Genomic DNA, 22,392 nt, shown 5'->3' with positions numbered 1-22,392 from the left:
CCCCTGACAGCGCGAGGGGCGGGCCCGTGACGGACCCGCCCCTCTCTTGGAGCCGTTGGAGCTCCGGACAGCCGTCAGGCGGTCCGGGAGAACACCGCGACCGTGCGCCCGGGCACGGCGAAGGTGCCGGAATCCCGGTCGTAGGCCGCGGCCTTGACCGTGACGTCCGCGCCCGACGCCTGCGCCGGGTGCAGGCGGTAGCCCGTCCCGGCGAGCGCGTCGACGGTCTGCCGCTGGGCGGTCGGGGTCGCGTTGAACACGACGACCAGGTCACCCAGCTTCATGGTGATCACACCGGGCGTCTCGCTCTTCCCGGACAGCGGGAAGGACAGGTCCGCCTGCACCCGCGCGGTGCTGCCGAGGGAGAACGCCGGCTCGGTGGTACGGATCCGCAGCAGGTCCCGGTACGCGGCCGAGGCTCCGGTGATCTGCGGGCAGCCCACGCTGACGGAGCTCAACAGCGGCTTGGCGTAGGGCCACTTGGAGGCGTTGTCGGCCGCCGGCGGCAGCCCGCGCCCGAAGCCGTTGCCGTCGGCGCAGTTCCAGTGGATGGCGTTGAACCAGTCGCCGCTGTCGAAGGAGTTGCGGTCCAGCGACTTGGAGCGCAGCAGGTCCGAGCCCGCCTGGGACAGGGACGGCCCCTGGGAGAGGGCGGCCGTGGCCATGGCGAGGACCTGCATCCGGGCCCGGTCGGACGCCGAGGTGCCCTGGGGCAGCTTGTAGGTCAGGGCGTCGAACAGCGACTCGTTGTCGTGGGCGTCCGTGTAGGCGAGGGCGTCGCCGGGGGCGTCCGCGTAGCCGGCGGGCGCGCCGTTGTAGTCGACCTCGGCGCCGGTGACGTCGTGGCCGTCGGTGTCGGTGAAGCGGTACTTGGCGAGGTTGCCGGTCAGGCCGACCTTGATCAGGTCCTGGTAGTGCAGGAGGCGGGCCTTCTGCTCGGCCTCGGTCCCGTTGGCGGTGGAGGAGTTCGGGTCGGTGTAGAGACCGGACGCGAAGCCCTGGATGCCGGGGTCGGAGTCGAACGGACCGCCGCCGCGCACCGCGTCGCGGGCCCGGTCGGAGAAGGTCGCGATGCCGGTGCCGGCCATGTTCTGCTGGGTGGCCTGCACGAACCGGGCGTCGTTGGCGACCTCGCCGAAGTTCCAGCCCTCGCCGTAGAGGATGATCTTCTTGCCGTCGACGCCGTCCTTCGCGAGGGTCAGCGCGTCCAGCGCCTTGCGCACGGCGAGGATGTTGGCCTTGGGGTGGTGGCCCATCAGGTCGAAGCGGAAGCCGTCGACCTTGTACTCCTTGGCCCAGGTGACGATGGAGTCGACGACCAGCTTGCCCATCATGGCGTTCTCGGGCGCGGTGTTGGAGCAGCAGGTGCTGTTGGCCACCGAGCCGTCGGCCAGGAGCCGCTGGTAGTAGCCGGGCACGACCTGGTCGAGCACGGAGGTGTCGGCCTGGCCGCTGGCCGCGGTGTGGTTGTAGACGACGTCCATCACGACCCGCAGGCCGTCGTCGTTGATCGCCTTGACCATGCTGCGGAACTGGACCGTGCGGGCGGTGCCGTCCGGGTCGGTGGCGTACGAGCCCTCGGGGACCGTGTAGTGGTACGGGTCGTAGCCCCAGTTGTAGGCGTCCTTCGCGGCGGTCTTCGCCACGCACTCCTGCTGCTGCTCGGAGTCGGCCGGGTAGGCGGCGAGGTCGCAGTCGGGGGTGGCCTGGTCGGCCTTCTTCTCGGGGATGGTGGCGATGTCGAAGGCGGGCAGCAGATGCACGTACGAGGTGCCGGCCTGCGCCAGCTCGCGCAGGTGCTTCGAGCCGTCGCTGTTCTTGTCGGTGAAGGCCAGGTAGGTGCCCTGGTCCTTGGCCGGGACGGTCGCATCGGCGACGGAGAAGTCCCGGATGTGCAGCTCCTGGATCTGCGCGTCCTTCAGCGGTACGGCCTTGGGCTTGGCCAGGGTCGACCAGCCGCCGGGGGCGAGGGCCTTGTCGTTCAGGTCGACGACCAGGCTGCGCTCGGAGTTCGCGCTCAGCGCGACCGAGTACGGGTCGGTGACCTTGTTCGTCACGATCTTGCGGACGCTGGGGGCCCAGACCTTCACCACGTACCGGTAGGGCTTGCCCTTCCAGGATGCGGGGCCGGTGACGGACCAGACGCCGGTCGCCGCGTCGCGGCGCATGGGCACCGTCGCGCCGGCCAGCTCCAGGGAGACGTTCTGTGCCGTGGGCGCCCAGACGGACAGGGTCGGCTTCCCGTCACGGAAGACCGGGCCCAGGTTCGCCCTGGTCGCGTCGTACAGGTCGTCGAGCACGCCCGCGATCTGCACGCCGGTCGCGGACAGCACCGCGCCGTTGGCGGCCAGCTGGGAGGCCACGAGCTGGCCGCTCAGCGCCTCGCGCACCCGGGCGCGGTCGCGCGGGTCGACGGTCCAGGCGGTGTAGTCCTTCAGGTGCGGGAACTTCGCCTTCTGGGCGTCGGTGAGGGTGGTCTTCGTCAGTCGCAGCCAGCGCTCGTCGTCGCTGGTGAGGGCGCCGTCCTTGACGGTGATCGAGCCGTCGTGGGAGTAGCGCAGCTGGGTGGAGGCGGCCGCGTCGGAGCCGTTCCAGGCGAGGGTGTCCCGGTCGATCCAGACCGCCTTGGAGGTGGTCGGGTCGAGGGCGGCCGCGGAGCCTGCGGGCTGCGGCAGCAGGTACTTCTCCTGGCCGTTCAACAGCCACACCTCGTAGCCGTCGGCCTTGAGGTCCAGGGACTGGTCGGCGGGCAGGTCCTTGTTGTCGCCGTTGTGGATGATGTAGCTGAGGCTGGTGGCACCGTCGGTGAGCGGTACCTCGAAGACCGCGCCATAGGCGTCAGTCTTCACCGGCTTCAGGGGGCTCGGCCAGTCGGTGGGGTTCGCGGCGCCCGTCCAGACGTGCAGGCCCCAGCCGTCGTAGTCGCCGTCGGCGCGGTGGTAGTGGATGACCGCCTTGGTCCTGTCCTGCGCCGGGGCGGCGGGGTTCGCGGTCAGTACGTCCGGCTTCCCCTGCTCGATCCAGACCTCGCCCGTCCTGGTGACGTCGATGCTCCGGTCGGACGCGACGTCCTTGTTGCCGTCCTTGTCGATGACCAGGAAGCCGACGTTCGAGGCGCCGGGCTTGAGCTTGACGTAGGCGAAGGCGCCGTAGGCGTCGCGGCCGGTGAAGGGGTGGCTGGCCGGCCAGTCGGTGGCCTCGCCGTCGGCGAGGTCGCCCCAGGCGTACAGGCCCCAGTCCGTGTAGTCGCCGTCCGTGCGCTTGTAGTGGACCACCGCGTAGTCGCGGGAGGACGCGGTGGGGATCTCCGGGGCGGGCGCGGTGCCCGTGCTGGAGCTCGCGGTGGCGCTCGCGGTCCGCCCGGCGGAGTCGATCACGACCGCCTTGTAGCGCAGCGCGGTGCCGGCCGGTACGTCCTTGCCGATGGTCTGGGTGACCTTGTACGGGGCGTGGTCGGCGGAGCCGAGCGTGACCCACTTGCCGTTGCCGGTCTGGGCGGCGAAGACGACCCGGTTCAGCTGACCGCCGTCGACGTCGGCGGCGAGCTCGACGGTCCCGGTGGCGCCGGCGTCCGGGGCCTTGAGGGTGATCGTCGGCTTGGTGGCCGGCTTGGCGAGGTGTCCGGCCGCCTTGAGGACGACGGCGGATCCGGCGGGGACGGTGACGGTGACCTTGCGGTCGGCGTCCGAGGCGACGACGGCGCCGGTGCCGTACACGCCCCGGTAGGCCATGCGGGCCGAGCCGGTGGCGAACGTGGCGCTCTGCGCCGTGCCGGCGTTGTTGAAGGCGACGACGTACTCGGCGCCGGTCTTCGCGTCGGTGCGGGTGAAGGCGTAGACGCCGGGGCCGTCGGCCGCGTACCGCTGGGTCTGGACGCCGTCGGTGAGCGCCGGGTTGTCCTTGCGCAGCTTCGAGAGAGCGCTGATCTCCTTGTAGAGCGGCGCGCTCGTGTCGTAGGCGTCGCTCGCGTGGGTGCGGGCGGTGCCGATCTCGTCGTCGTCGAGGTAGTCGGCGACCTTGGAGGCGAACATCGTCTGGCGGGCGTCCTTGTCGCCGCCGGAGCCGGTGAAGCCCTGCTCGTCGCCGTAGTAGACGACGGGGTTGCCGCGGCTGAGGAACATCAGCTCGTTGGCGAGCTCGTCCTTCTTGAGCAGTTCGGCGTCGGTGGCCTTCGGGTTGTCCTGGTTCAGGAAGTACCCGATGCGGCCCATGTCGTGGTTGCCGAGGAAGGTGACCTGCTCGTAGGCGTTGGCCTTGTCGGTCGTGTACTTGTAGTCGTCGCCGAAGACGGCGGCCAGCTTCTGCGCACTGCCGCCCTGGGAGGCGTACTGGCGGGCCGCGTCCTGGAAGGGGAAGTCGAGGGTGGCGTCGAGCCGGCCCTGGGTGACGTAGGGCGAGGTGATCGAGGTGTCAGCGGAGTAGACCTCGCCGAACATGAAGAAGTTCTTACGGCCGTGCGCGGCGGCGTACGCGTCCATCGCGGTCGCCCACTGCGTCCAGAACTCCATGTCCACGTGCTTGACGGTGTCGATGCGGAAGCCGTCGACGCCGAAGTCGCGCACCCAGCGCTGGTAGATCTTCTCCATCCCGCTGACGACCTCGGGACGCTCGGTCCACAGGTCGTCCAGGCCGGAGAAGTCGCCGTAGGTGGTGTTCTCGCCGGCGTAGGTCGAGTCGCCCCGGTTGTGGTACATCGTCGGGTCGTTGAGCCAGGACGGGACCTTGGCGTTCTTGTTCGCGGCGGCGACGGTCGGCGTGCGTGGGAAGGAACCGGTGCCGACGGCCGGGAACTTGCGTCCGCCGGCCGCGTAGTCGGCGTCGTCGAAGGGCTGTCCGTCCTTCGTCAGGTAGGGGAAGGCGCCCTTGGACAGGTAGTCGTAGGACTTCTCCTGGTAGTCGACGACGTCGGCGGTGTGGTTGGTGATGACGTCGAAGAAGACCTTCATGCCCTTGGCGTGCGCCTTGGCGATGAGGGCGGCGAGGTCCTTGTTGGTCCCGAAGTGCGGGTCGACCTGGGTGAAGTCGGTGATCCAGTAGCCGTGGTAGCCGGCCGAGGCGTCGGCGCCGGTCCCCTGCACGGGCCGGTTCTTGAAAATGGGGGCCATCCAGATGGCCGTGGTGCCCAGGTTCTTGATGTAGTCGAGCCGGTCGGTCAGGCCCTTGAGGTCACCGCCCTGGTAGAAGCCCTTGTCGGTGGGGTCGTATCCGGTGCTCAGGCGTGAACCGGTCAGTCCGCCCTTGTCGTTGGAGCGGTCCCCGTTGGCGAACCGGTCCGGCATGACGAAGTAGAACTGCTCCCGGGTGTCGTCGTGCCGGGCGGGCTCGGCGGCGAGCCTGGCGTCCGAGGGGGGTGCGGGCGGGGCGGCCGCGTGCGCGGCCAGGGGCTGCACCAGCGCTGCGGCGAGGGTCACGGCGGCGACAGCCGCGACCCGTCTGGCTCTGCGGATTCGGCGCGTCCCGGGCGCCGGCCAACTCGGTATCACAGGCGTGAACTCCTTGCGATTACGGCTCTTTTGGGTCCGACCCCAACACCGCGGCTCGGCTTCGATGCCGGGCGCCCGCGCGACCGTATCGCTAACGAAAGGTTTACAGCAAGAGGCTTGAAACCGATGGCAAGAACTTTCAACCACTCCGCCCGGTTCCCGTTGCGTGACGCGTCGAACGGGTGAAGAGTGGTTGGTGTGGCGGCTCTTGCGCCCGACATCGGCGCGGAACCGACCCCTGGGGCCGCCCTCGCGGAGTTCCGTCCGCACCGGACAAAGCAGTGTGACGCACAGCCCGTCTGGATCCACGATGGCCAGAACCACACGGCGACACGTCTTCCGCATGGCCAGCGCATCTTCCTTGGCCGCAGCGCTCGCGCTGCCCGCGGCTCCCGTGACCGCCCTTCCGACACCCCCGGTCCGCAGCGAGGCCGGGGCGGACGTGCACCGTCAGCCGACCCCTCCTCCCCCGCCGACGCCGAGCGCTCCGCCGACCCCGCCTCCTTCGTCGGCACCGAGTACTCCGCCCTCGGCGACAACACCTTCTCCTTCCACGACGGGCGGGACCACGAGTCCGAGCGGTACGCCGCGACCGAGCGAGACGTCGGGCAGCGCTGAACCGCCCGGTCCCAGCGAAAGCGGTACATCGGCGTCCGGGGCCGTGACGCAACAGAAGGAAGCCGTCGACGAAGTGACGGGAGACCTGGATCGGCAGAAGGAGAAGGCTCCGGAGGATCTGGTCCCGAGCGTGGAGCAACTGACCGCCACCCTGCAGACGGTGAAGGACCCGGGCACCTCCCCACAGGAGCGTGACAGCGTCATCAGGACCGCACGGGAGCTGAGTTCCACACTGGACGTGATCGGCGATCCCAAGACACCTCCCGCGCTACGGAGACAGCTGACCGGCCTCGTGAAGCGGGTGACCACCACCCTGGACGCGTCGACCCACGCGGGAACATCGCCCGAGCAGCGGCACGCGTACACCTTCGTCGCGGAGAAGTCGGCACCCGTCCTGCACATGATCGGCGACCGCGGGACGCCACACGGGCTGCAACAACTGCTGATCGTGGCGACGGACAAGACGAACTCCACCGTGCAGGCCGGCAGCCAGGGCGCGACGCCGCTCGCGATGGCGATGGCCGTTTCCTTGGGCATCATCAGCGACCCGAACACGCATGACAAGGACCGGAAGGAGCTCGCGGCGACCACGAGCGAGGCCGGTTCCTCCGAGGGGAACGGGGATGACTCGAACAAGCGGATCGACGAGATGAAGAAGAAGCAGGAGGAGGCGGTCTTCGCTCAGGACCTGCCGGACGTGCCCCTCCCGAAGGCGGCCGACGTCTGCACCGATGCCGTCTTCGATTACGTCCCGGACGACACCCTGAACAGCGATCTGGCGAGCGTGCTACCCGAGGACTGGGAAACCGAAGGCGTCAACGACTTCTGGAAGTCGGACGAGGCGGGGAACGAGTCTCTGGATGTAAACGTCCAGCTGGAAAATGAGGTGGTCACCAAGGCTCTGCTGAAAATCAGACGCCTCATCCCCAAGCTCGCCGATTCCCTACCGGCAAGCCAGCTCTTCAACCTCGGCACTCCAGGGCTCCATTGCCTGCGGGCCGCCCTGCAGCTCGACCAGAAATTCGAGGTCGAATCAGGTTCGTGGGCCAAGATGGCCAAAGACAAGGCTAAGGAGAAGGAATAGACCTCAGCAGCTCCGCCATGGAAACCTCCGAAGAGGCGTAAACCGTGGAAACGCCGAATCTGTCAATTTCCCTGTCCTGTTCGGCCGGATCACGCGCACCCGTTCCACCTGTGAAATCATAGGACGAAGAAATGGAGTATCGGGGGCGACCGATCGGCGACCACTCCGCTGTCACATAGGCCGGCCTGCGCGTCACATCGACCAGGTTGTTGTTGTGGCGGACCCGGCCGTGATATCTGAGCACTTCCTTGCACACCGACGGATGACAGTAGTAAGGGCTCCCCTTGGCCCATGACGGGTGCGGCACTTGGAAATGCTCCAGGTCGATCCGCCCTCGGTCCTGCCTCATGTATGTGATCTGCAGGTCGACGTGAAGCAGGTCGTACCGGGCGTCCCTGGGAATCTCGAACACGTGCTTGCGAGTGTCCTCCCGCCCACTCCCGAGGAGGATGCCGGGCTCATAGAAGCGCCCGCTGCTGATTTTCGTGTATTCGAGTCGATCGACGTGCTGTTCCGAATCCTCCTCGCGACCCTTGTCGACGCTCTCCTTCCATTGCTTCTTGACCGACTCGCCCTGCTCGGAATACTTGGCGGTTCTGCCGTACACCGTGAAGTCATTGATGATGATGTACACGGAGACCTCCCCGGTGTTCTTGACGGAGAGTTCCAGCGGGACCTGGATGAAGGGGCGCTCGCGGTCCGCACGCGCTGTTCCGAAATCCGCCCTCAGCGCGAAACGCATGGGGGCCACTGCTGGTTTGTACATGGTCGAGTACGCCAGGCTGAGAGTCGTCAGGAGGGCCGATACGAATACGCCGGCCGCGAATCTCCTGGGTTGCGGGACTCCCCGCCACGATTTCTCCCGGAGCAGCAGGAAGAGCGCCCACAGCGACCAGCACCAGAGCGGCATGAACGCCAGCATGTAGGGCGTGTACTCCCGCTCTTCGAGCCACATCAGGAGGAGAAGGCTGTCGGTGGCGAACGATATGAGCACACCCAGCAGGACGATCGCACCGGAGAATCTGGACTGCCGTCTTCCCCAGTAGTCGAGTACCGAGATCGCTGCCGCGACCTGCGCCAGACCGGACAGGACGAACAGGGCCCCGGTTATTCGTTGCGCGAAAGTCAGGGCGCCGGCGGCGTCCGGCAGTCCGACCAGTCCGCTGAGGACCGCGGATGCGAGCAGTCCGAGCATCATCAGGACGCTCGTCGTGCGCCTTCGCCAGGCCCGGGCGGGCCAGGTACGGCTGTCCCCGCCGCGCCAGCACACGGACGCCGGATCCTCCACGTCCACGTCCGGGTGACCGAGGCGATCCAGCATCTTTCGCAGCTCACGCAGCGACCAGCTGGTGCCTGCGGTCTCCCCGTCGACGGTGACCCGGCGCAGACCACGACCGTCCGGTGCCTCGACGACGACCCACGGACGGATGCTCATGAAGCCAGCCTCGAACCGGTGCCGCAACCGCGCACACGGAATTGCTCCGGTTGGCCCCTGCCCACGGCATCCCGCACTGCCTCTCTCCCCGAGGTCGCCGGGGAGAGAGGCAGCCGCCTCGGGCTCGGCCGAGCGCGGGCGGGACGAGGCGGGCCCGGGCGTCGGTATGGTCAGCAGCCCGACTTGCCCGCGTAGATCGCCAGAGCCGTGTTGGACCCCAGCGTCGCCGTGAACTGCCCGCTGGAGTTCACCGCCACCGTCGTGTTGTTCTGCACGTTGCAGTACGTGCCCGCCGCCAGCGACGTCTGGTAGGTCCGGGTGAGGGACGAGGTCTCGTGGTTGATGGCCACGAAGCCCTTGGTGCCGCGGCCGAAGGCGATCGCGTCGTTTCCGTCGTCCCACCAGTTGGAGACGGCCTGCCCCCGGGTCGCGTTGCGGAAGGCGACCATCGACTTGATCTCGGGCCAGGCGTGCTGGCACTTCCAGCCGTCCTGCCAGCAGGCGTTGACCGTGCCGCCGTTGGGCGGGCCGGCGTCCACGTCCGACCACTCGTAACCGGAGTTGATGTCCGGGGCGCCGTAGGGGTAGGCGAGCATGAAGACGTTGGCGAGGGTGTAGTTCGCGCCGTCCTTGTAGTTGAGCGTCGAGCCGTTGCGCTCGGTGTCGTGGTTGTCGACGAAGACCCCGGCCACCGAGCTGCTCATGTAGCCCCAACCCTCGCCGTAGTTCTTCAGGTAGGCCAGGTTCTCGTTGTTGAAGACCCGCTTGAGGTCGTAGGCGTAGCGGAACTCCTGGACGTCGCCGTTGCCGGTGTACTCGGTGGGCTGGACCGCCTCGCCCGAGCCGTAGATGACCTCCTGCTTCCAGTACACCGAGGGGTTGGTCAGCCGGGACTTGATGTTGGCGAGGTCGGCGGTGTCGATGTGCTTGGCCGCGTCGATGCGGAAGCCGTCCACGCCCAGGGTGAGCAGGTCGTTCAGATAGCCCGCGATGGTCTTGCGGACGTACTCCTCACCGGTGTCGAGGTCGGCCAGACCCACCAGTTCGCAGTGCTGCACGTTCCAGCGGTCGCTGTAGTTGCTGACCTGGGAGGTGCAGTCGTCGAAGTCGTAGGAGGAGTACAGGCCGGGGTAGTTGTACTTCGTGTACGACGAGCCGCCGGTGCCGGTGCTGCCGGTGCCCGCCGACATGTGGTTCACGACGCTGTCGACGACCACCTTCACCCCTGCCGCGTGGCAGGTGTTGACCATGTTCTGGAACGCGGTGCGGTCGCCGAGCCGGCCGGCGATCCTGTACGACACCGGCTGGTACGAGGTCCACCACTGCGAGCCCTGTATGTGCTCGGCGGGCGGCGAGACCTGGACGTACCCGTAGCCCGCGGGGCCGAGGGTGTTGGTGCACTCCTTGGCGACCGAGGCGAACTTCCACTCGAAGAGGACGGCGGTGACGTCCTTGGTGCCGGGCGGGGAGGCGTGCGCCATGGTCGGGGTCATGACAAGGGTGGTGGCTGCGAGGGCCAGCGCCCCCGAGAGGATTCTGCGTGCCATGTGGGGTTCCTTCGTCACTGAAGGTTCTTGCTGAAAAGTTTCCGCAAACTTGCGGTGACGAAGATGTTAAAGGCCCGCTGCCTGAAAAGGCAGCGGGCCGTGTGAAGTTGATGCAAGAAGTTTCGGTGCGGCCGTCAGGCCGTGGCGAACCAGACGGTCGTGTCGGTCGGCACCTTCGTCTCGCCGCCGGCTTCGGTCACCTCGTCGCTGGCCAGCAGGACACGTCCGTACGCCGGGACGTTCACCGACTCGCCCGTGGTGTTGGTGACGCACACGAACTTCCCGCGCCGGAAGGCGAGAGCGCCCTCGGGGGCACGCAGCCATTCCACCGTGTCGCCCTCACCCAGGTCGGCCCGGCCGCGCCGGACGGCGAGCGCGCTGCGGTACAGCTCCAGGGTGGAGCCGGGCACGCCCTGCTGCGCCTCGACGCTCAGCTCGCCCCAGGAGTCGGGCTGCGGCAGCCAGCTGCCGCCGCTGCCGAAGCCGTACGAGGAGCCCTCGCGGGTCCACGGGATCGGCACCCGGCAGCCGTCGCGGAAGCCGTCCTGGCCCGCGCCGCGGAAGTACGCCGGGTCCTGGCGCACCTCGTCCGGCAGGTCCACGACGTCCGGCAGGCCGAGCTCCTCGCCCTGGTAGAGGTAGGCGGAGCCGGGCAGTGCCAGCATCAGCATCGTGGCCGCGCGGGCCCGGCGCAGACCGAGCTCGCGGTCGCCGGCCGTGCGGATCTGGGTGCCGAGGCCGGGCGGGTTGGCGAACCGGGTGGCGTGCCGGGTGACGTCGTGGTTGGACAGCACCCAGGTGGCGGGGGCGCCGACCGGGCGCATGGCCTCCAGGGTGCGGTCGACGACCTTGCGCAGCTCGGTCGCGTCCCACTCGGTGCCCAGGTACTGGAAGTTGAAGGCCTGGTGCAGCTCGTCGGGGCGGACGTAGTTCGCGGTGCGCTCGACGGTCGGGGTCCACGCCTCGGCGACGAGGATGCGCTCGCCCGCGTACTCGTCGACGACCGTGCGCCACTGCCGGTAGATGGCGTGCACGCCGTCCTGGTCGAAGAACGGCATGACATCGTTGCCCAGCAGCTTGAGCTGATCGTGGGAGCCGAGGTCGGGCAGACCCGGCGCCTTGACCAGGCCGTGGGCGACGTCGATGCGGAACCCGTCGACGCCCATGTCCAGCCAGAAGCGCAGGATCGAGCGGAACTCGTCGCCCACCGCCGGGTGGTCCCAGTTGAAGTCGGGCTGCTCGGAGGCGAACAGGTGCAGGTACCACTCGCCGTCCGCGACCCGGGTCCAGGCCGGTCCGCCGAAGATGGACTCCCAGTCGTTGGGCGGCAGTTCGCCGTTCTCACCCTTGCCGGGGCGGAAGTGGTAGCGCTCGCGCAGCGGGGAGCCGGGGCCCTCCTCCAGCGCGCGCTTGAACCACTCGTGCTGGTCGGAGGAGTGGTTGGGGACCAGGTCGACGATGATCCTTAGCCCGAGCGCACGGGCGTCGCGGATCAGCGCGTCGGCGTCCAGGAGGTTGCCGAACATGGGGTCCACCGCGCGGTAGTCGGCGACGTCGTAGCCGGCGTCGGCCTGCGGCGAGGCGTAGAAGGGGCTGAGCCAGACGGCGTCGACACCGAGGTCGCGCAGGTACGGAAGTCTGGCGCGTACGCCCTCCAGGTCCCCCATGCCGTCGCCGTTGCTGTCGGCGAAGCTGCGCGGATAGACCTGGTAGATGACCGCGTCCCGCCACCAGTCGCGGCTCTGGGCGACGGTGGCGACGGCGGTGCTTTCGGCCGGGTCGGCGGAGTGCTGGCTCATGGCGTCCTTGATGCGATCGGAGTCCCCCGCTCAAGCGGAGCCGAGTGCGGGGGAGGTTCGGGTCGACGGGTCGGTGCTGGTGGGGGGTGACGAGGCGGCCGCGGTGCCTGCGGGGTCGGATGGGGCACCGCGGCCGCCACCCGCGCGGTCAGGCGCGCGGGAGCCGAGGGGGCGTCGAGGGCGTCAGCCCTTCGTGCCGCCCGCGGTGAGGCCGGTCACCAGGTTCTTCTGCACGAGGTAGAAGAACGCGGCGGCCGGTATCGCGATCAGCACGGCGGTCGCGGCCATCAGGTTGCGCTGGGCGTCGTGCTCGCTGACGAAGGACTGGAGGCCGACGGCGAGGGTGTACTTGTCGTCGCTCAGCATGAACGTCGAGGCGAAGGCGACCTCGCTGAAGGCGGTGAGGAAGTTGTAGAAGGCGGCCACCGCGAGTCCCGGCTTGGCCAGCGGCAGGATGAGCCGGAAGAAGGTGCCGAAGGGGGTGAGCCCGTCGACGCGTCCGGCCTCGTCGATCTCGAAGGGGATGGTGTCGAAGTACCCCTTGAGCAGCCAGGCGCTGTACGGGATGACGGTCGTGCAGTAGACGAGGACGAGTCCGAAGTAGTTGTCGATGAGTTGCAGGTCCGAGAGGATCTGGTACATCGGCACCATCAGGACGGCGACCGGGAACATCTGGGTCACCAGCAGCACCCACATGAACTTCTTGTAGCCGGGGAAGCGCATCCGGGAGACCGCGTAGCCGGTGGTGGCGGCGATCAGCACACCGATGAGCGTGGTGCCGAGCGTGACGATCAGCGAGCTCTTCAGCCAGTCGAAGAACTGGGTGTGCTCGACGACGAACGTGTAGTTGTCGAACGTCATCTTGCCCCAGATGCCACCGGGGTGGAGGTAGTCGTCCTTGTCCGGGCCGAGGGACAGATAGACCAGCCAGCCGATCGGGAAGAGCGCGATCAGGCTCGCGACGGTCAGCACGCCGTGGGAGGCGAGGGAGCCGGCGAGGCTGGTCTCGCCCCGGCGCCGGGTCTTCTTGCGGGGGGCCGCGCCGGGCGTGTTCTCGGTCACCGGGGCGGAGGTCTCGACTGTGGTCGTACTCATGGGATCTCCTGCCTCAGATCGCGAGCTGCTGCTCGTTGCGGTTCAGCCAGCGACGGTAGAACGAGGTGAAAACGATCAGGATGGCCAGCAGCAGGATGCCGTAGGCCGCCGACTGCGCGAAGTCGCGCGGCTGCTGTCCGAAGCCCAGGAAGTAGGCCCAGGTCACGAGGATCTGGGCGTCGGGGGCGGTGTTGCCGAACAGCAGGAAGATCACGGCGAACTGGTTGAAGGTCCAGATGATGCCGAGCAGCACGACGGTGGAGCTGACCGAGCGCAGACCCGGCAGGGTGACGTACCGGAAGCGCTGCCAGGTGCTCGCGCCGTCCATCTCCGCGGCCTCGTACAGGGAGGCGTCGATGGACTGGAGGCCGCCGAGCAGGGAGACCATCATGAACGGCACACCGCACCAGGTGTTGACCATGATCGCGGCGAACCGCTGCCAGAAGGTGTCCTCCAGCCACAGGGGCGAGGGCAGGTGCAGGGCGTCCAGGGCGGAGTTGATGATGCCGCCGTCGGCGAGCATGAAGCGCCAGCCGAAGACGGTGACGAAGGTGGGCACGGCCCACGGCAGGACCAGCACCAGCCGGTAGAGGGTGCGCCCGCGCAGCTTCTGGTTCAGCAGCAGCGCGAGGCCGAGACCGACGCCGTAGTGCAGCGCCACACACAGCGCGGTCCACACGATCGTCCAGACGAAGTGCGACCAGAAGCGGTCGTACGCCGTCGGGCCGAACAGGATGTCCTTGTAGTTGTCCAGCCCGATGAACTTGTAGGTGGCGTCGATGTGGTTGACGCCGATCGTGCGGGCCGTGTTGAGGCTGTTGGCGTCGGTGAGGGTGAGGTAGAGGCCGTACACCAGCGGGTAGAGCACGAGGACGCCGAGCACGACGGCCACGGGGGCGATCATCGCGTACGCGTACCAGTGCTTGCGGTATCCGTGCCTGAGGCGTTGGCCCAGCCCGGGCCGTGGCGCGCGGTCACCGTGGCGCTTGCCGGTGGCGCGGTCGATGGCGACTGTCATGTTCGACACCTTCTGGAAGTTCTACGGCTCTGGGAAGCGGCTGGGCGGGGCGGACCGGCCTCGGCCGGTGCAGGCCGGTGGCCGCCGGATCGTTCCCCTGCGTTCACAGGGGGATCCGGCGGCCACTGGGCATCACTTGCTGAAGTCCGGCACCAGCTTGGCGATGGCGGTCTCGGCGGCGCTCAGGCCCTGGTCGAGAGACTCCTTGCCACCCGCGATCTTGGGCAGCTCGGTGTCCAGCGGACCCCACAGGGAGCTGTACTCGGGCAGCGCGGGGCGCGGCTGGGCGGCGGCGAGGACCGTGCCGTAGCCGGCGATGCCCGGGTCGGCCTTGACCTGGTCGGTGTAGGCGTCGTCACGCGTGGGCAGCGTGGAGTTCTTCAGCGCGATGGTCGACTGGCTCTTGGCCGAGGTCATGAAGTTCACGAACTTCAGCGCGGCGTCCTGGTGGGCCTTGTCCGAACCGGCGTAGACCGAGAGGTTGTGGCCACCGGTCGGGGCGCCCGCCTTGCCGGCGGAGCCGGCCGGGACGGTGGCGATGCCGAGGTTGGACTTGTCGGAGAACGCCGAACCCTTGTAGAAGTTCGTGATCTCCCACGGGCCCTGGACGATCGCGGCGACCTTGCCGTTGACGAACGCGTCCTGGATGTGGGCGTAGGCGTCGGCGGTGGTGTCCGCCTTGTGCAGGCCCTTGCCGGAGAACAGGCCGAGCCAGGTGCCGTACGCCTTCTTCGCGGCGTCCGAGTTCACCGTGATCTTCTTGGCGGCGGCGTCGACGGTGTCGGTGCCCTCGCCGTAGAGGAAGCTCTGGGCGTAGTAGGCCTGGGTGGAGCCCCAGTAGCCGTCGACACCGGTCTTGGCCTTGATGGTGGCCGCGTCCTTCTTCAGGTCGTCCCAGGTCTTGGGCGCCTCGGTGATGCCGGCCTTGGTGAAGAGCTGCTTGTTGTAGACCAGCGCGAGGGTGTCGGTGACCAGCGGCACGCCGTAGGTCTTGCCCTCGTACTGGGCCTGCGTGACCAGGTTGGACTTGAACTTGGCCTGGTCCTTGAGGGCCTCGGTGCCGTCCAGCGGCAGGAAGTAGCCCTTCTTGGCGAAGGCGGGGGTCCAGCCGACCTCGGAGCGCAGGATGTCCGGGGCGCCGGAGGCACCGGCGGCCGTGTCGAACTTGTTCTGCGCCTGGTCGAAGGGCACGTTGACGTACTTGACCTTGATGTTCTTGTTGGCGGCCTCGAACTCCTTGACCAAGGCCTGGTACGTCGGCGCCTCGTTGGTGGCGTTGGACGTGTCCCACCACGTGATGGTGACCGGACCGCTGGCCTTGTCACCACTGCTGTCGCCACCGCCGCAGGCCGTCGCCGCGAGGGCGAAGGACGCCACCAGCGCGCTGGCCGCTATGCCACGCCGCATGAGTTCTCCTTGAGGGTTAAGCCCGTGTACTGACAGGTGGCGGTCCCGTCCGCCGCCCCTGCCGACTTGCCGACTGCGCCGTTGCGGCCGCCGGGCGACGAGAACGTAACAGCCATGTAAGCGTTGCGAAAGACCTTGCAGAAAAAAAGCGCAAGACGTCACGGAAGTTACGCCGCCGTGACCTCACCTCGACCGGCGCGAGACCGCTGTATTGCCGGGCTGAGCGGGAACTGGCCCGGTTGTGCAAGACTCTGCAAGCTCTTGCCATCCGTTTCCGGCACGGGGATTATCCGTTGCGGGAACAGGACGCCGACCAGAACTCGAGGACCCGATGACGCAGCAGCCCGGAGGGCGCCGTCCGACCACCCGCTCACGGCGTCCGATTGGTGTGCAAGGTGAGATCCGACCGGTACAGTCCAGTGCCGTGACCACCAGGCTTGCCGACATCGCCGCACAGGCGGGAGTGAGCGAAGCGACCGTCAGCCGCGTCCTCAACGGGAAGCCGGGCGTCGCCGCCACCACCCGCCAGTCCGTGCTGGCCGCACTCGACGTACTGGGCTACGAACGCCCGGTGCGGCTGCGCCAGCGCAGCGCGGGCCTGGTGGGGCTGATCACCCCGGAGCTGGAGAACCCCATATTCCCGGCCCTCGCCCAGGTCATCGGGCAGGCGCTGACCAGGCAGGGCTACACCCCGGTGCTCGCCACCCAGACCCCCGGCGGGTCGACGGAGGACGAGCTGACCGAGATGCTCGTCGACCGCGGGGTCGCCGGCATCATCTACGTCTCCGGACTCCACGCCGACACCACCGCCGACATGCAGCGCTACGAGCAGCTGCGCGCGCAGGGCGTGCCGTTCGTGCTCGTCGACGGCTTCTCGCCCAAGGTGCAGGCGCCGTTCATCTCCCCCGACGACCGGGCCGCCATGACGCTGGCGGTCACGCATCTGGTGTCGCTGGGCCACACCAGGATCGGGCTGGCGCTCGGCCCCAAGCGGTTCGTACCGGTCCAGCGGAAGATCGACGGATTCGTCCGGGCGGTGCAGGACCAGCTGGGCCTGCACGCCGAGACGATCGAGTCCGAGCTCGTCCAGCACTCGCTGTACACCCTGGAGGGCGGCCAGGCCGCCACCAACGCGCTCATCGACCGTGACTGCACGGCGATCGTCTGCGCCAGCGACATGATGGCGCTCGGTGCGATACGGGCGGCGCGGCAGCGGGGGCTGAGCGTCCCGCAGGACGTGTCGGTGGTCGGTTTCGACGACTCCCCGCTGATCGCGTTCACCGACCCGCCGCTGACCACGGTCCGCAAGCCGGTCCCGGCGATGGGGCAGGCCGCGGTGCGCACGCTGCTGGAGGAGATCGGCGGGACGCCCGCGCCGCACAGCGAGTTCGTGTTCATGCCGGAACTGGTGGTGCGGGGATCGACCGCGTCGGCCCCCGGCGAGCGCAACCGCCCGTAGCCGAGCGCAACCGTCCATAGCCGAGCGCAACCGCCGGTAGCCGAGCGCGCCGGATCGGGGCGCACGCCGTCGGGCGCCCCGGCAGGCCCCGCGCACAGAACATGCGCCCCCGCCCCGACCAGCGGATGAGCGGGGGCGGAACCCTTTTCTGGCAGACTTTGCGGTTATGGGTGAACCGACCGTGACGACACAGGAAGGCCGCGAACGGGCGGTTGTTCCGAAGTCGGTCACGGACGGGGCCGTGGCGTATCTGCTGCGCCGGCTGCGCACCCCGCGCCGGCCCCGGCTGTGGTTCGAGATCCTGCTGATCGGCGTGAGCTACTGGACGTACTCACTGATCCGCAATGCCGTGCCCGAGCAGCGGGCACAGGCGCTGCGCAACGCCGACTGGATCTGGCGGACCGAGCACCGGCTGGGCGTCGCCGTCGAGGAGTCGGTCAACCATGCCGTGAACTCGGTGAATTGGCTGATCGTCGGCATGAACTACTACTACGCGACACTGCACTTCGCGGTGACGCTGGGTGTGCTGGTGTGGCTGTACCGGTGGCATCCCGGCCGCTACGCGGCAACCCGTCTCGCCCTGTTCGCGACGACGGGCGTGGCGCTGGTCGGTTACTACCTGTATCCGCTGGCGCCGCCCCGGCTGATGAACGGCGCGGGCTTCGTCGACACCGTCATGGTGCACCACACCTGGGGCTCGATGGCTTCCGGCGACCTCAAGCACATGTCGAACCAGTACGCCGCGATGCCGTCGATGCACATCGGCTGGTCGCTGTGGTGCGGGCTGACGGTCTTCGCACTGGCCCGGGTCCCGTGGGCGCGGCTGCTGGGGCTGCTCTACCCGGCGACGACCCTGGGCGTCATCGTCGCCACCGCCAACCACTTCTGGCTGGACGCGGTGGGCGGTCTGCTCTGTCTGGTGTTCGGCTTCGCGCTGACACGTGTGTGGTACGGAGGGCTGCCGTACGGTCTCCCGCGCGAGCGGGAGCGGGAACGGGAGCGGGAACGGGAGCACGCAGGGGAACGCGAGCGGGAGCGGCGCCGGGCCGCCCGGCCGGCCGGGACAGCCGGGGCAGCGGGGACAGCGGGGACAGCGGGGACAGCCGGTACGGCCGCGACCGAGACGGCCGGGACGGCCGACGGACCGGCGGACGGCAGCGGCTGACCGGGCCGTCCGGACGGCAGCCGCCGACCGGGCCGGGCCGGGCCGCAAGGCAGCGGCAGCGCGGGCGCGGTCACCGCTCGCCCGCGGCCCCGTAGAACAGCTCCTCGACCACCGCCCGCGCCCTGCGTGCCGTACGCCGGTAGTCGTCGAGCATGTCGCCCGCGTGGCCGGGGCTGTAGCCCAGGTAGCGGCCGACCGCGGCCAGCTCGCGGGGGTCGGAGGGGAAGGTGTCCCCGGCGCGGCCGCGTACCAGCATGACCGCGTTGCGCACCCGGGTCGCCAGGATCCACGCCTCGTCGAGGATGGCGGCGTCCTCGCCGCCGAGCAGCTCGGCGGCGCGGGCGGCGGCCAGCGCCTCCCGGGTGCGGGTGGTGCGCAGGCCCGGCTCCACCCAGCCGTGCCGCAGCTGGAGCAGTTGCACGGTCCACTCGACGTCGGACAGCCCGCCGGGACCGAGCTTGGTGTGCAGCTTGGGGTCGGCGCCGCGCGGCAGCCGCTCTGACTCCATCCGGGCCTTCAGCCGTCGGATCTCGCGCACCGCCTCGTCCCCGAGCCCCTCCGCCGGGTAGCGCAGCGGGTCGACGAGGTCGAGGAAGCGGCGGCCCAGCTCCGGGTCCCCGGCGACCTGCTCGGCCCGCAGCAGGGCCTGCGACTCCCAGACCAGGGACCAGCGGCGGTAGTAGGCCTCGTAGGACTTCAGCGTCCGCACCAGCGGGCCGGACTTGCCCTCCGGGCGCAGGTCGGCGTCGATGAGCAGGGGCGGGTCGGCGCTGGGGATCTGGAGCAGCCTGCGCATCTCGGAGACGACCTTGTTGGCCGCGTCGGCGGCCTCCCGCTCTTCGACGCCCTCGCGCGGCTCGTGCACGAACAGCACGTCGGCGTCGGAGCCGTAGCCCAGTTCGTGGCCGCCGAAGCGGCCCATGCCGATGATCGCGAAGCGGGTGGGCAGCTGATCGCCCCAGCCCTCGCGCACCACCGCGCGCAGGGTGCCGGCCAGCGTCGCCGCCGTCAGGTCCGACACCGCGCCGCCCACCCGGTCCACCAGGGCGCCCTGGTCGGCCTCGGCCGGCTGGGTCTCGGTGCCGTAGGAGCCGACGATGTCGGCCGCGCACGTACGGAACAGTTCGCGGCGGCGGACACCGCGGGCGGCCCGGACGCCGTCCTCGGCGTTCTCGGCGCGGCCGACCGCGGCCAGGGTCTCCTGTTCCAGGTGGGCGCGGGAGCGGGGTTCGAGTCCGCCGCCGTCGCCGTCGCCGAGCAGGGCCACCGCCTCGGGCGCGCGCATCAGCAGGTCCGGGGCGAGACGGCCGGCGGACAGCACCCGCGCGAGGTTCTCGGCGGCGGCGCCCTCGTCGCGCAACAGCCGCAGGTACCAAGGGGTCTTGCCGAGTGCGTCGGAGACGTTGCGGAAGTTGAGCAGACCCGCGTCCGGTTCGGCGGAGTCCGCGAACCAGCCCAACAGGACCGGCAGCAGGGTGCGTTGGATGGCGGCCTTGCGGGTGACGCCGGAGGCGAGGGCCTCCAGGTGGCGCAGGGCCGCGGCCGGGTCGGCGTAACCGAGCGCGACCAGCCGTTCGCGTGCCGCCTCGGGACTCAACCGAGTCTCCCCCGGCGCGAGTTGGGCGACCGCGTCGAGCAGCGGCCGGTAGAAGAGCTTCTCGTGCAGACGGCGTACGACGCTGGTGTGCCGCTTCCACTCACGGATCAGCTCGGCGGCCGGGTCGGTGCGCAGGCCCAGGGAGCGGCCGAGGCGGCGCAGGTCGGCCTCGGCCTCCGGGACGAGGTGGGTGCGGCGCAGCCGGTGGAGCTGGATGCGGTGTTCCATGGAGCGCAGGAAGCGGTAGGCCTCGTCGAGCTGGACGGCGTCCGCGCGGCCGACATAGCCGCCCGCGGCCAGGGCGTGCAGGGCGTGCAGGGTGGTGCCACTGCGCAGCGTGACGTCCGCCCGCCCGTGCACCAGCTGGAGCAGCTGGACGGCGAACTCGACGTCCCGGAGGCCGCCGGGGCCGAGCTTCAGCTCGCGGTCGACCTCGGCGGCGGGGATGTTCTCGACCACCCGGCGGCGCATCTTCTGCACGTCGGCGACGAAGTTCTCGCGCTCGGCGACCTGCCAGACCAGGGGTTCGAGGGCTTCGACGTACGCCTCGCCGAGCGCGAGGTCCCCGGCGACCGGGCGGGCCTTGAGCAGCGCCTGGAACTCCCAGGTCTTGGCCCAGCGCTGGTAGTAGGCCAGATGGCTGGCGAGGGTGCGCACCAGCGGACCGTTTCTGCCCTCGGGGCGCAGATTGGCGTCGACGGGCCAGATGGAGCCCTCGACGGTGGTCTCGGAGCAGATCCGCATCATGTGCGAGGCCAGTCTGGTCGCCGACCTGAGGGCCTTGGCCTCGTCGGCGACTCCGTCGACCGCCTCGCCGACGAAGATGACGTCGACGTCGGAGACGTAGTTGAGTTCGTGACCGCCGCACTTGCCCATCGCGATCACCGCGAGCCGGCACGCGGCGGCGTCGTCGGGCGCGGCGGCACCGGCGATGCGCAGGGCGGCGCGCAGGGTCGCGGTGGCCAGGTCGGCGAGCTCGGCGGCGGTCTCGGCCAGCTCGGTGGTGCCGCACACGTCACGGGCGGCGATGGACAGCAGGCAGCGGCGGTAGGCGACGCGCAGCGAGACGGGGTCCACGGCCTGCGCCAGGCCGCGTTCGAACTCCTCGACCCCGGGGTGGAGATCGCGCGGCTCGTAGGTGACGAGCTCCTCCCAGTCGCGCGGGTGCCGGGCGAGGTGGTCGGCGAGCGCGGCGGAGGCGCCGAGCACGCCGAGCAGCCGGTCGCGCAGCGGCTTGGCCGCTATCAGCGTGTCGAGCAGCTCGCGGCGGGCCGCGGGGCCGGGCTGCGCCTCCAGCATCCGGACGAGGCCGTGCAGCGCGAGGTCGGGATCGGCGGTCGCGCCCAGCGCCTCCAGGAGCACCGGGTCGTCGCGGACGCCCGCGAGCTCGGGGCTGTCCAGGAGCCGTTCCGCGGCCGAGGGATCGGTGAAGCCGTGCCGCAGCAGCCTGGTGAAGGTGCTGCTCCTGCGCCCCGGCGCCGTCATCCCCGGCCTCCCGTCGGATCGAGCCATCGGATCAAGGTCGTACTGGCCCGAGCCTAACCGGAGTCCCTGGCCGAAGCTCCGGGGCCGACGCCTACGAGTCACGCCGACGGGCGGGGTGCGCCCGCTCGGGGGAGGATCGTGACCGGATTCCGGCGCCCCGGCCGGTGGGCCGGAGGGCTCGATTCCGTAATGGACGCAGTAGTTCATCCGGTCTTCATCCACCGGGTTTTACGCCGTGGGACGGGGGAATTTTGGCGTGCGCATGCTCTGTCCGCACCGCCACCCCGTTCTTTCCCACCGGAGGTAGATGTGTCCGGCAGTTCCGTGTACCGCCGCAGTCGCGCCGCCGTGGCGTCCGGGCTGGCCCTCGCGGCCGCCGCGGTCGGCCTGTGGACCGGCCTCGGCGGCTCCTCGACCGCGCAGGCCGCGGCCTCGGTGCCGACCCCGGACCACGTGGTCGTGGTGGTCTTCGAGAACCACGCCTACAGCCAGGTCATCGGCTCCTCGAGCGCCCCCTACATCAACTCGCTCAGGACCGGCGGCGCCAACCTCAGCCAGTCCTACGCCGAGACCCACCCGAGCCAGCCGAACTACTTCGCCCTGTTCTCCGGCTCCACCCAGGGCATCACGGACGACAGCTGCTACACGCCCGGCTTCTCCTCGGCCGCCAACCTGGCCTCGGAGGTGATCGCGGCCGGCCGCACCTGGGCCAGCTACAACGAGACGCTGCCCAGCCAGGGCTCGACCACGTGCAGCAGCGGCAAGTACGCCCGCAAGCACAACCCGTGGTTCGGCTTCAGCAACGTCCCGACCTCGACGGCGAAGACCTTCGCCCAGTTCCCCACCGACTACACCACCCTGCCGAACGTCTCCTTCGTCGTCCCCAACCTGTGCAGCGACATGCACGACTGCTCGGTGGCGACCGGTGACACCTGGCTGAAGAACAACCTGAGCGCGTACGCCACCTGGGCCAAGACCCACAACAGCCTGCTCGTCGTCACCTTCGACGAGGACAACCGGCTGGCGGGCAACCGCATCCCGACGGTGCTGTACGGGCAGCCGGTGACGGCCGGGTCCAGCTCGTCGACCACGTACAACCACTACAACCTGCTGCGCACCCTGGAGGACTCGCAGGGCCTGAGCGCCCACGCGGGCAACGCGGCCTCCGCAGCGGACATCACGGGCATCTGGGCGTCCTGA

At 69.5% G+C, this 22,392-nt stretch carries 13 protein-coding genes; 5 read left to right on the top strand and 8 right to left on the bottom strand.

Annotated elements, in window-relative coordinates; genetic code table 11:
• Window positions 1-74: 74 nt before the first annotated feature.
• Window positions 75-5,483 carry a pullulanase-type alpha-1,6-glucosidase gene (gene pulA / locus ACZ7OY_RS04390; RefSeq protein WP_471909966.1) on the bottom strand — a complete coding sequence of 1,803 codons (5,409 nt, stop codon included), beginning with the start codon at window positions 5,481-5,483 and terminating at the stop codon, window positions 75-77.
• 198 nt (window positions 5,484-5,681) lie between these two features.
• Between pulA and ACZ7OY_RS04385 the strand changes: the two genes are divergently transcribed.
• Complete coding sequence (locus tag ACZ7OY_RS04385) at window positions 5,682-6,101, top strand: hypothetical protein (RefSeq protein ID WP_471909965.1); 420 nt, start codon at window positions 5,682-5,684, stop codon at window positions 6,099-6,101.
• A 43-nt stretch (window positions 6,102-6,144) separates the two neighbouring features.
• Window positions 6,145-7,185, top strand: coding sequence for a hypothetical protein (locus ACZ7OY_RS04380; RefSeq protein ID WP_471909964.1), 1,041 nt, complete (start codon window positions 6,145-6,147; stop codon window positions 7,183-7,185).
• Here ACZ7OY_RS04380 and ACZ7OY_RS04375 read toward each other — a convergent pair.
• The 6 genes from ACZ7OY_RS04375 to ACZ7OY_RS04350 all read right to left on the bottom strand — a co-directional run bounded on the left by ACZ7OY_RS04375 (window position 7,169) and on the right by ACZ7OY_RS04350 (window position 15,486).
• On the bottom strand, window positions 7,169-8,620 hold the full coding sequence (locus ACZ7OY_RS04375) for a hypothetical protein (RefSeq protein WP_471909963.1): 1,452 nt from the start codon (window positions 8,618-8,620) through the stop codon (window positions 7,169-7,171). The genes ACZ7OY_RS04380 and ACZ7OY_RS04375 overlap by 17 nt on opposite strands.
• A 170-nt stretch (window positions 8,621-8,790) precedes the next feature.
• Window positions 8,791-10,167, bottom strand: a complete 1,377-nt coding sequence (locus ACZ7OY_RS04370) for an alpha-amylase (protein WP_471909962.1) — start codon at window positions 10,165-10,167, stop codon at window positions 8,791-8,793.
• A 134-nt stretch (window positions 10,168-10,301) separates the two neighbouring features.
• Window positions 10,302-11,966: a glycoside hydrolase family 13 protein gene (locus tag ACZ7OY_RS04365; RefSeq protein ID WP_471909961.1), complete on the bottom strand. Its 1,665-nt coding sequence runs from the start codon at window positions 11,964-11,966 to the stop codon at window positions 10,302-10,304.
• Between the two features lie 183 nt (window positions 11,967-12,149).
• The gene (locus ACZ7OY_RS04360; RefSeq protein ID WP_471909960.1) at window positions 12,150-13,061 is read right to left on the bottom strand and encodes a sugar ABC transporter permease; all 912 of its coding nucleotides are present in this window, start codon (window positions 13,059-13,061) and stop codon (window positions 12,150-12,152) included.
• A 13-nt stretch (window positions 13,062-13,074) separates the two neighbouring features.
• Complete coding sequence (locus ACZ7OY_RS04355) at window positions 13,075-14,079, bottom strand: carbohydrate ABC transporter permease (protein ID WP_471909959.1); 1,005 nt, start codon at window positions 14,077-14,079, stop codon at window positions 13,075-13,077.
• A 132-nt stretch (window positions 14,080-14,211) separates the two neighbouring features.
• Window positions 14,212-15,486: an extracellular solute-binding protein gene (locus tag ACZ7OY_RS04350; RefSeq protein WP_471909958.1), complete on the bottom strand. Its 1,275-nt coding sequence runs from the start codon at window positions 15,484-15,486 to the stop codon at window positions 14,212-14,214.
• Window positions 15,487-15,910: 424 nt separating this feature from the next.
• Here ACZ7OY_RS04350 and ACZ7OY_RS04345 point away from each other — a divergent pair, with 424 nt between their 5' ends.
• On the top strand, window positions 15,911-16,945 hold the full coding sequence (locus ACZ7OY_RS04345; protein ID WP_162468175.1) for a substrate-binding domain-containing protein: 1,035 nt from the start codon (window positions 15,911-15,913) through the stop codon (window positions 16,943-16,945).
• 166 nt (window positions 16,946-17,111) lie between these two features.
• Window positions 17,112-18,110, top strand: a complete 999-nt coding sequence (locus ACZ7OY_RS04340) for a phosphatase PAP2 family protein (protein ID WP_471909957.1) — start codon at window positions 17,112-17,114, stop codon at window positions 18,108-18,110.
• A 70-nt stretch (window positions 18,111-18,180) separates the two neighbouring features.
• On the opposite strand, the gene ACZ7OY_RS04335 is transcribed toward ACZ7OY_RS04340, so the two are convergent.
• Complete coding sequence (locus ACZ7OY_RS04335) at window positions 18,181-21,192, bottom strand: bifunctional [glutamine synthetase] adenylyltransferase/[glutamine synthetase]-adenylyl-L-tyrosine phosphorylase (RefSeq protein WP_471909956.1); 3,012 nt, start codon at window positions 21,190-21,192, stop codon at window positions 18,181-18,183.
• Window positions 21,193-21,501: 309 nt separating this feature from the next.
• On the opposite strand from ACZ7OY_RS04335, the gene ACZ7OY_RS04330 reads away from it, so the two are divergent.
• Complete coding sequence (locus tag ACZ7OY_RS04330; RefSeq protein WP_471909955.1) at window positions 21,502-22,392, top strand: alkaline phosphatase family protein; 891 nt, start codon at window positions 21,502-21,504, stop codon at window positions 22,390-22,392.

The sequence above is a fragment of the Streptomyces sp. NPDC107559 genome (assembly GCF_055657365.1).
The sequence above is the reverse complement of the archived record's forward strand: the minus strand, read 5'-3'. Positions and strand labels throughout refer to the sequence as shown.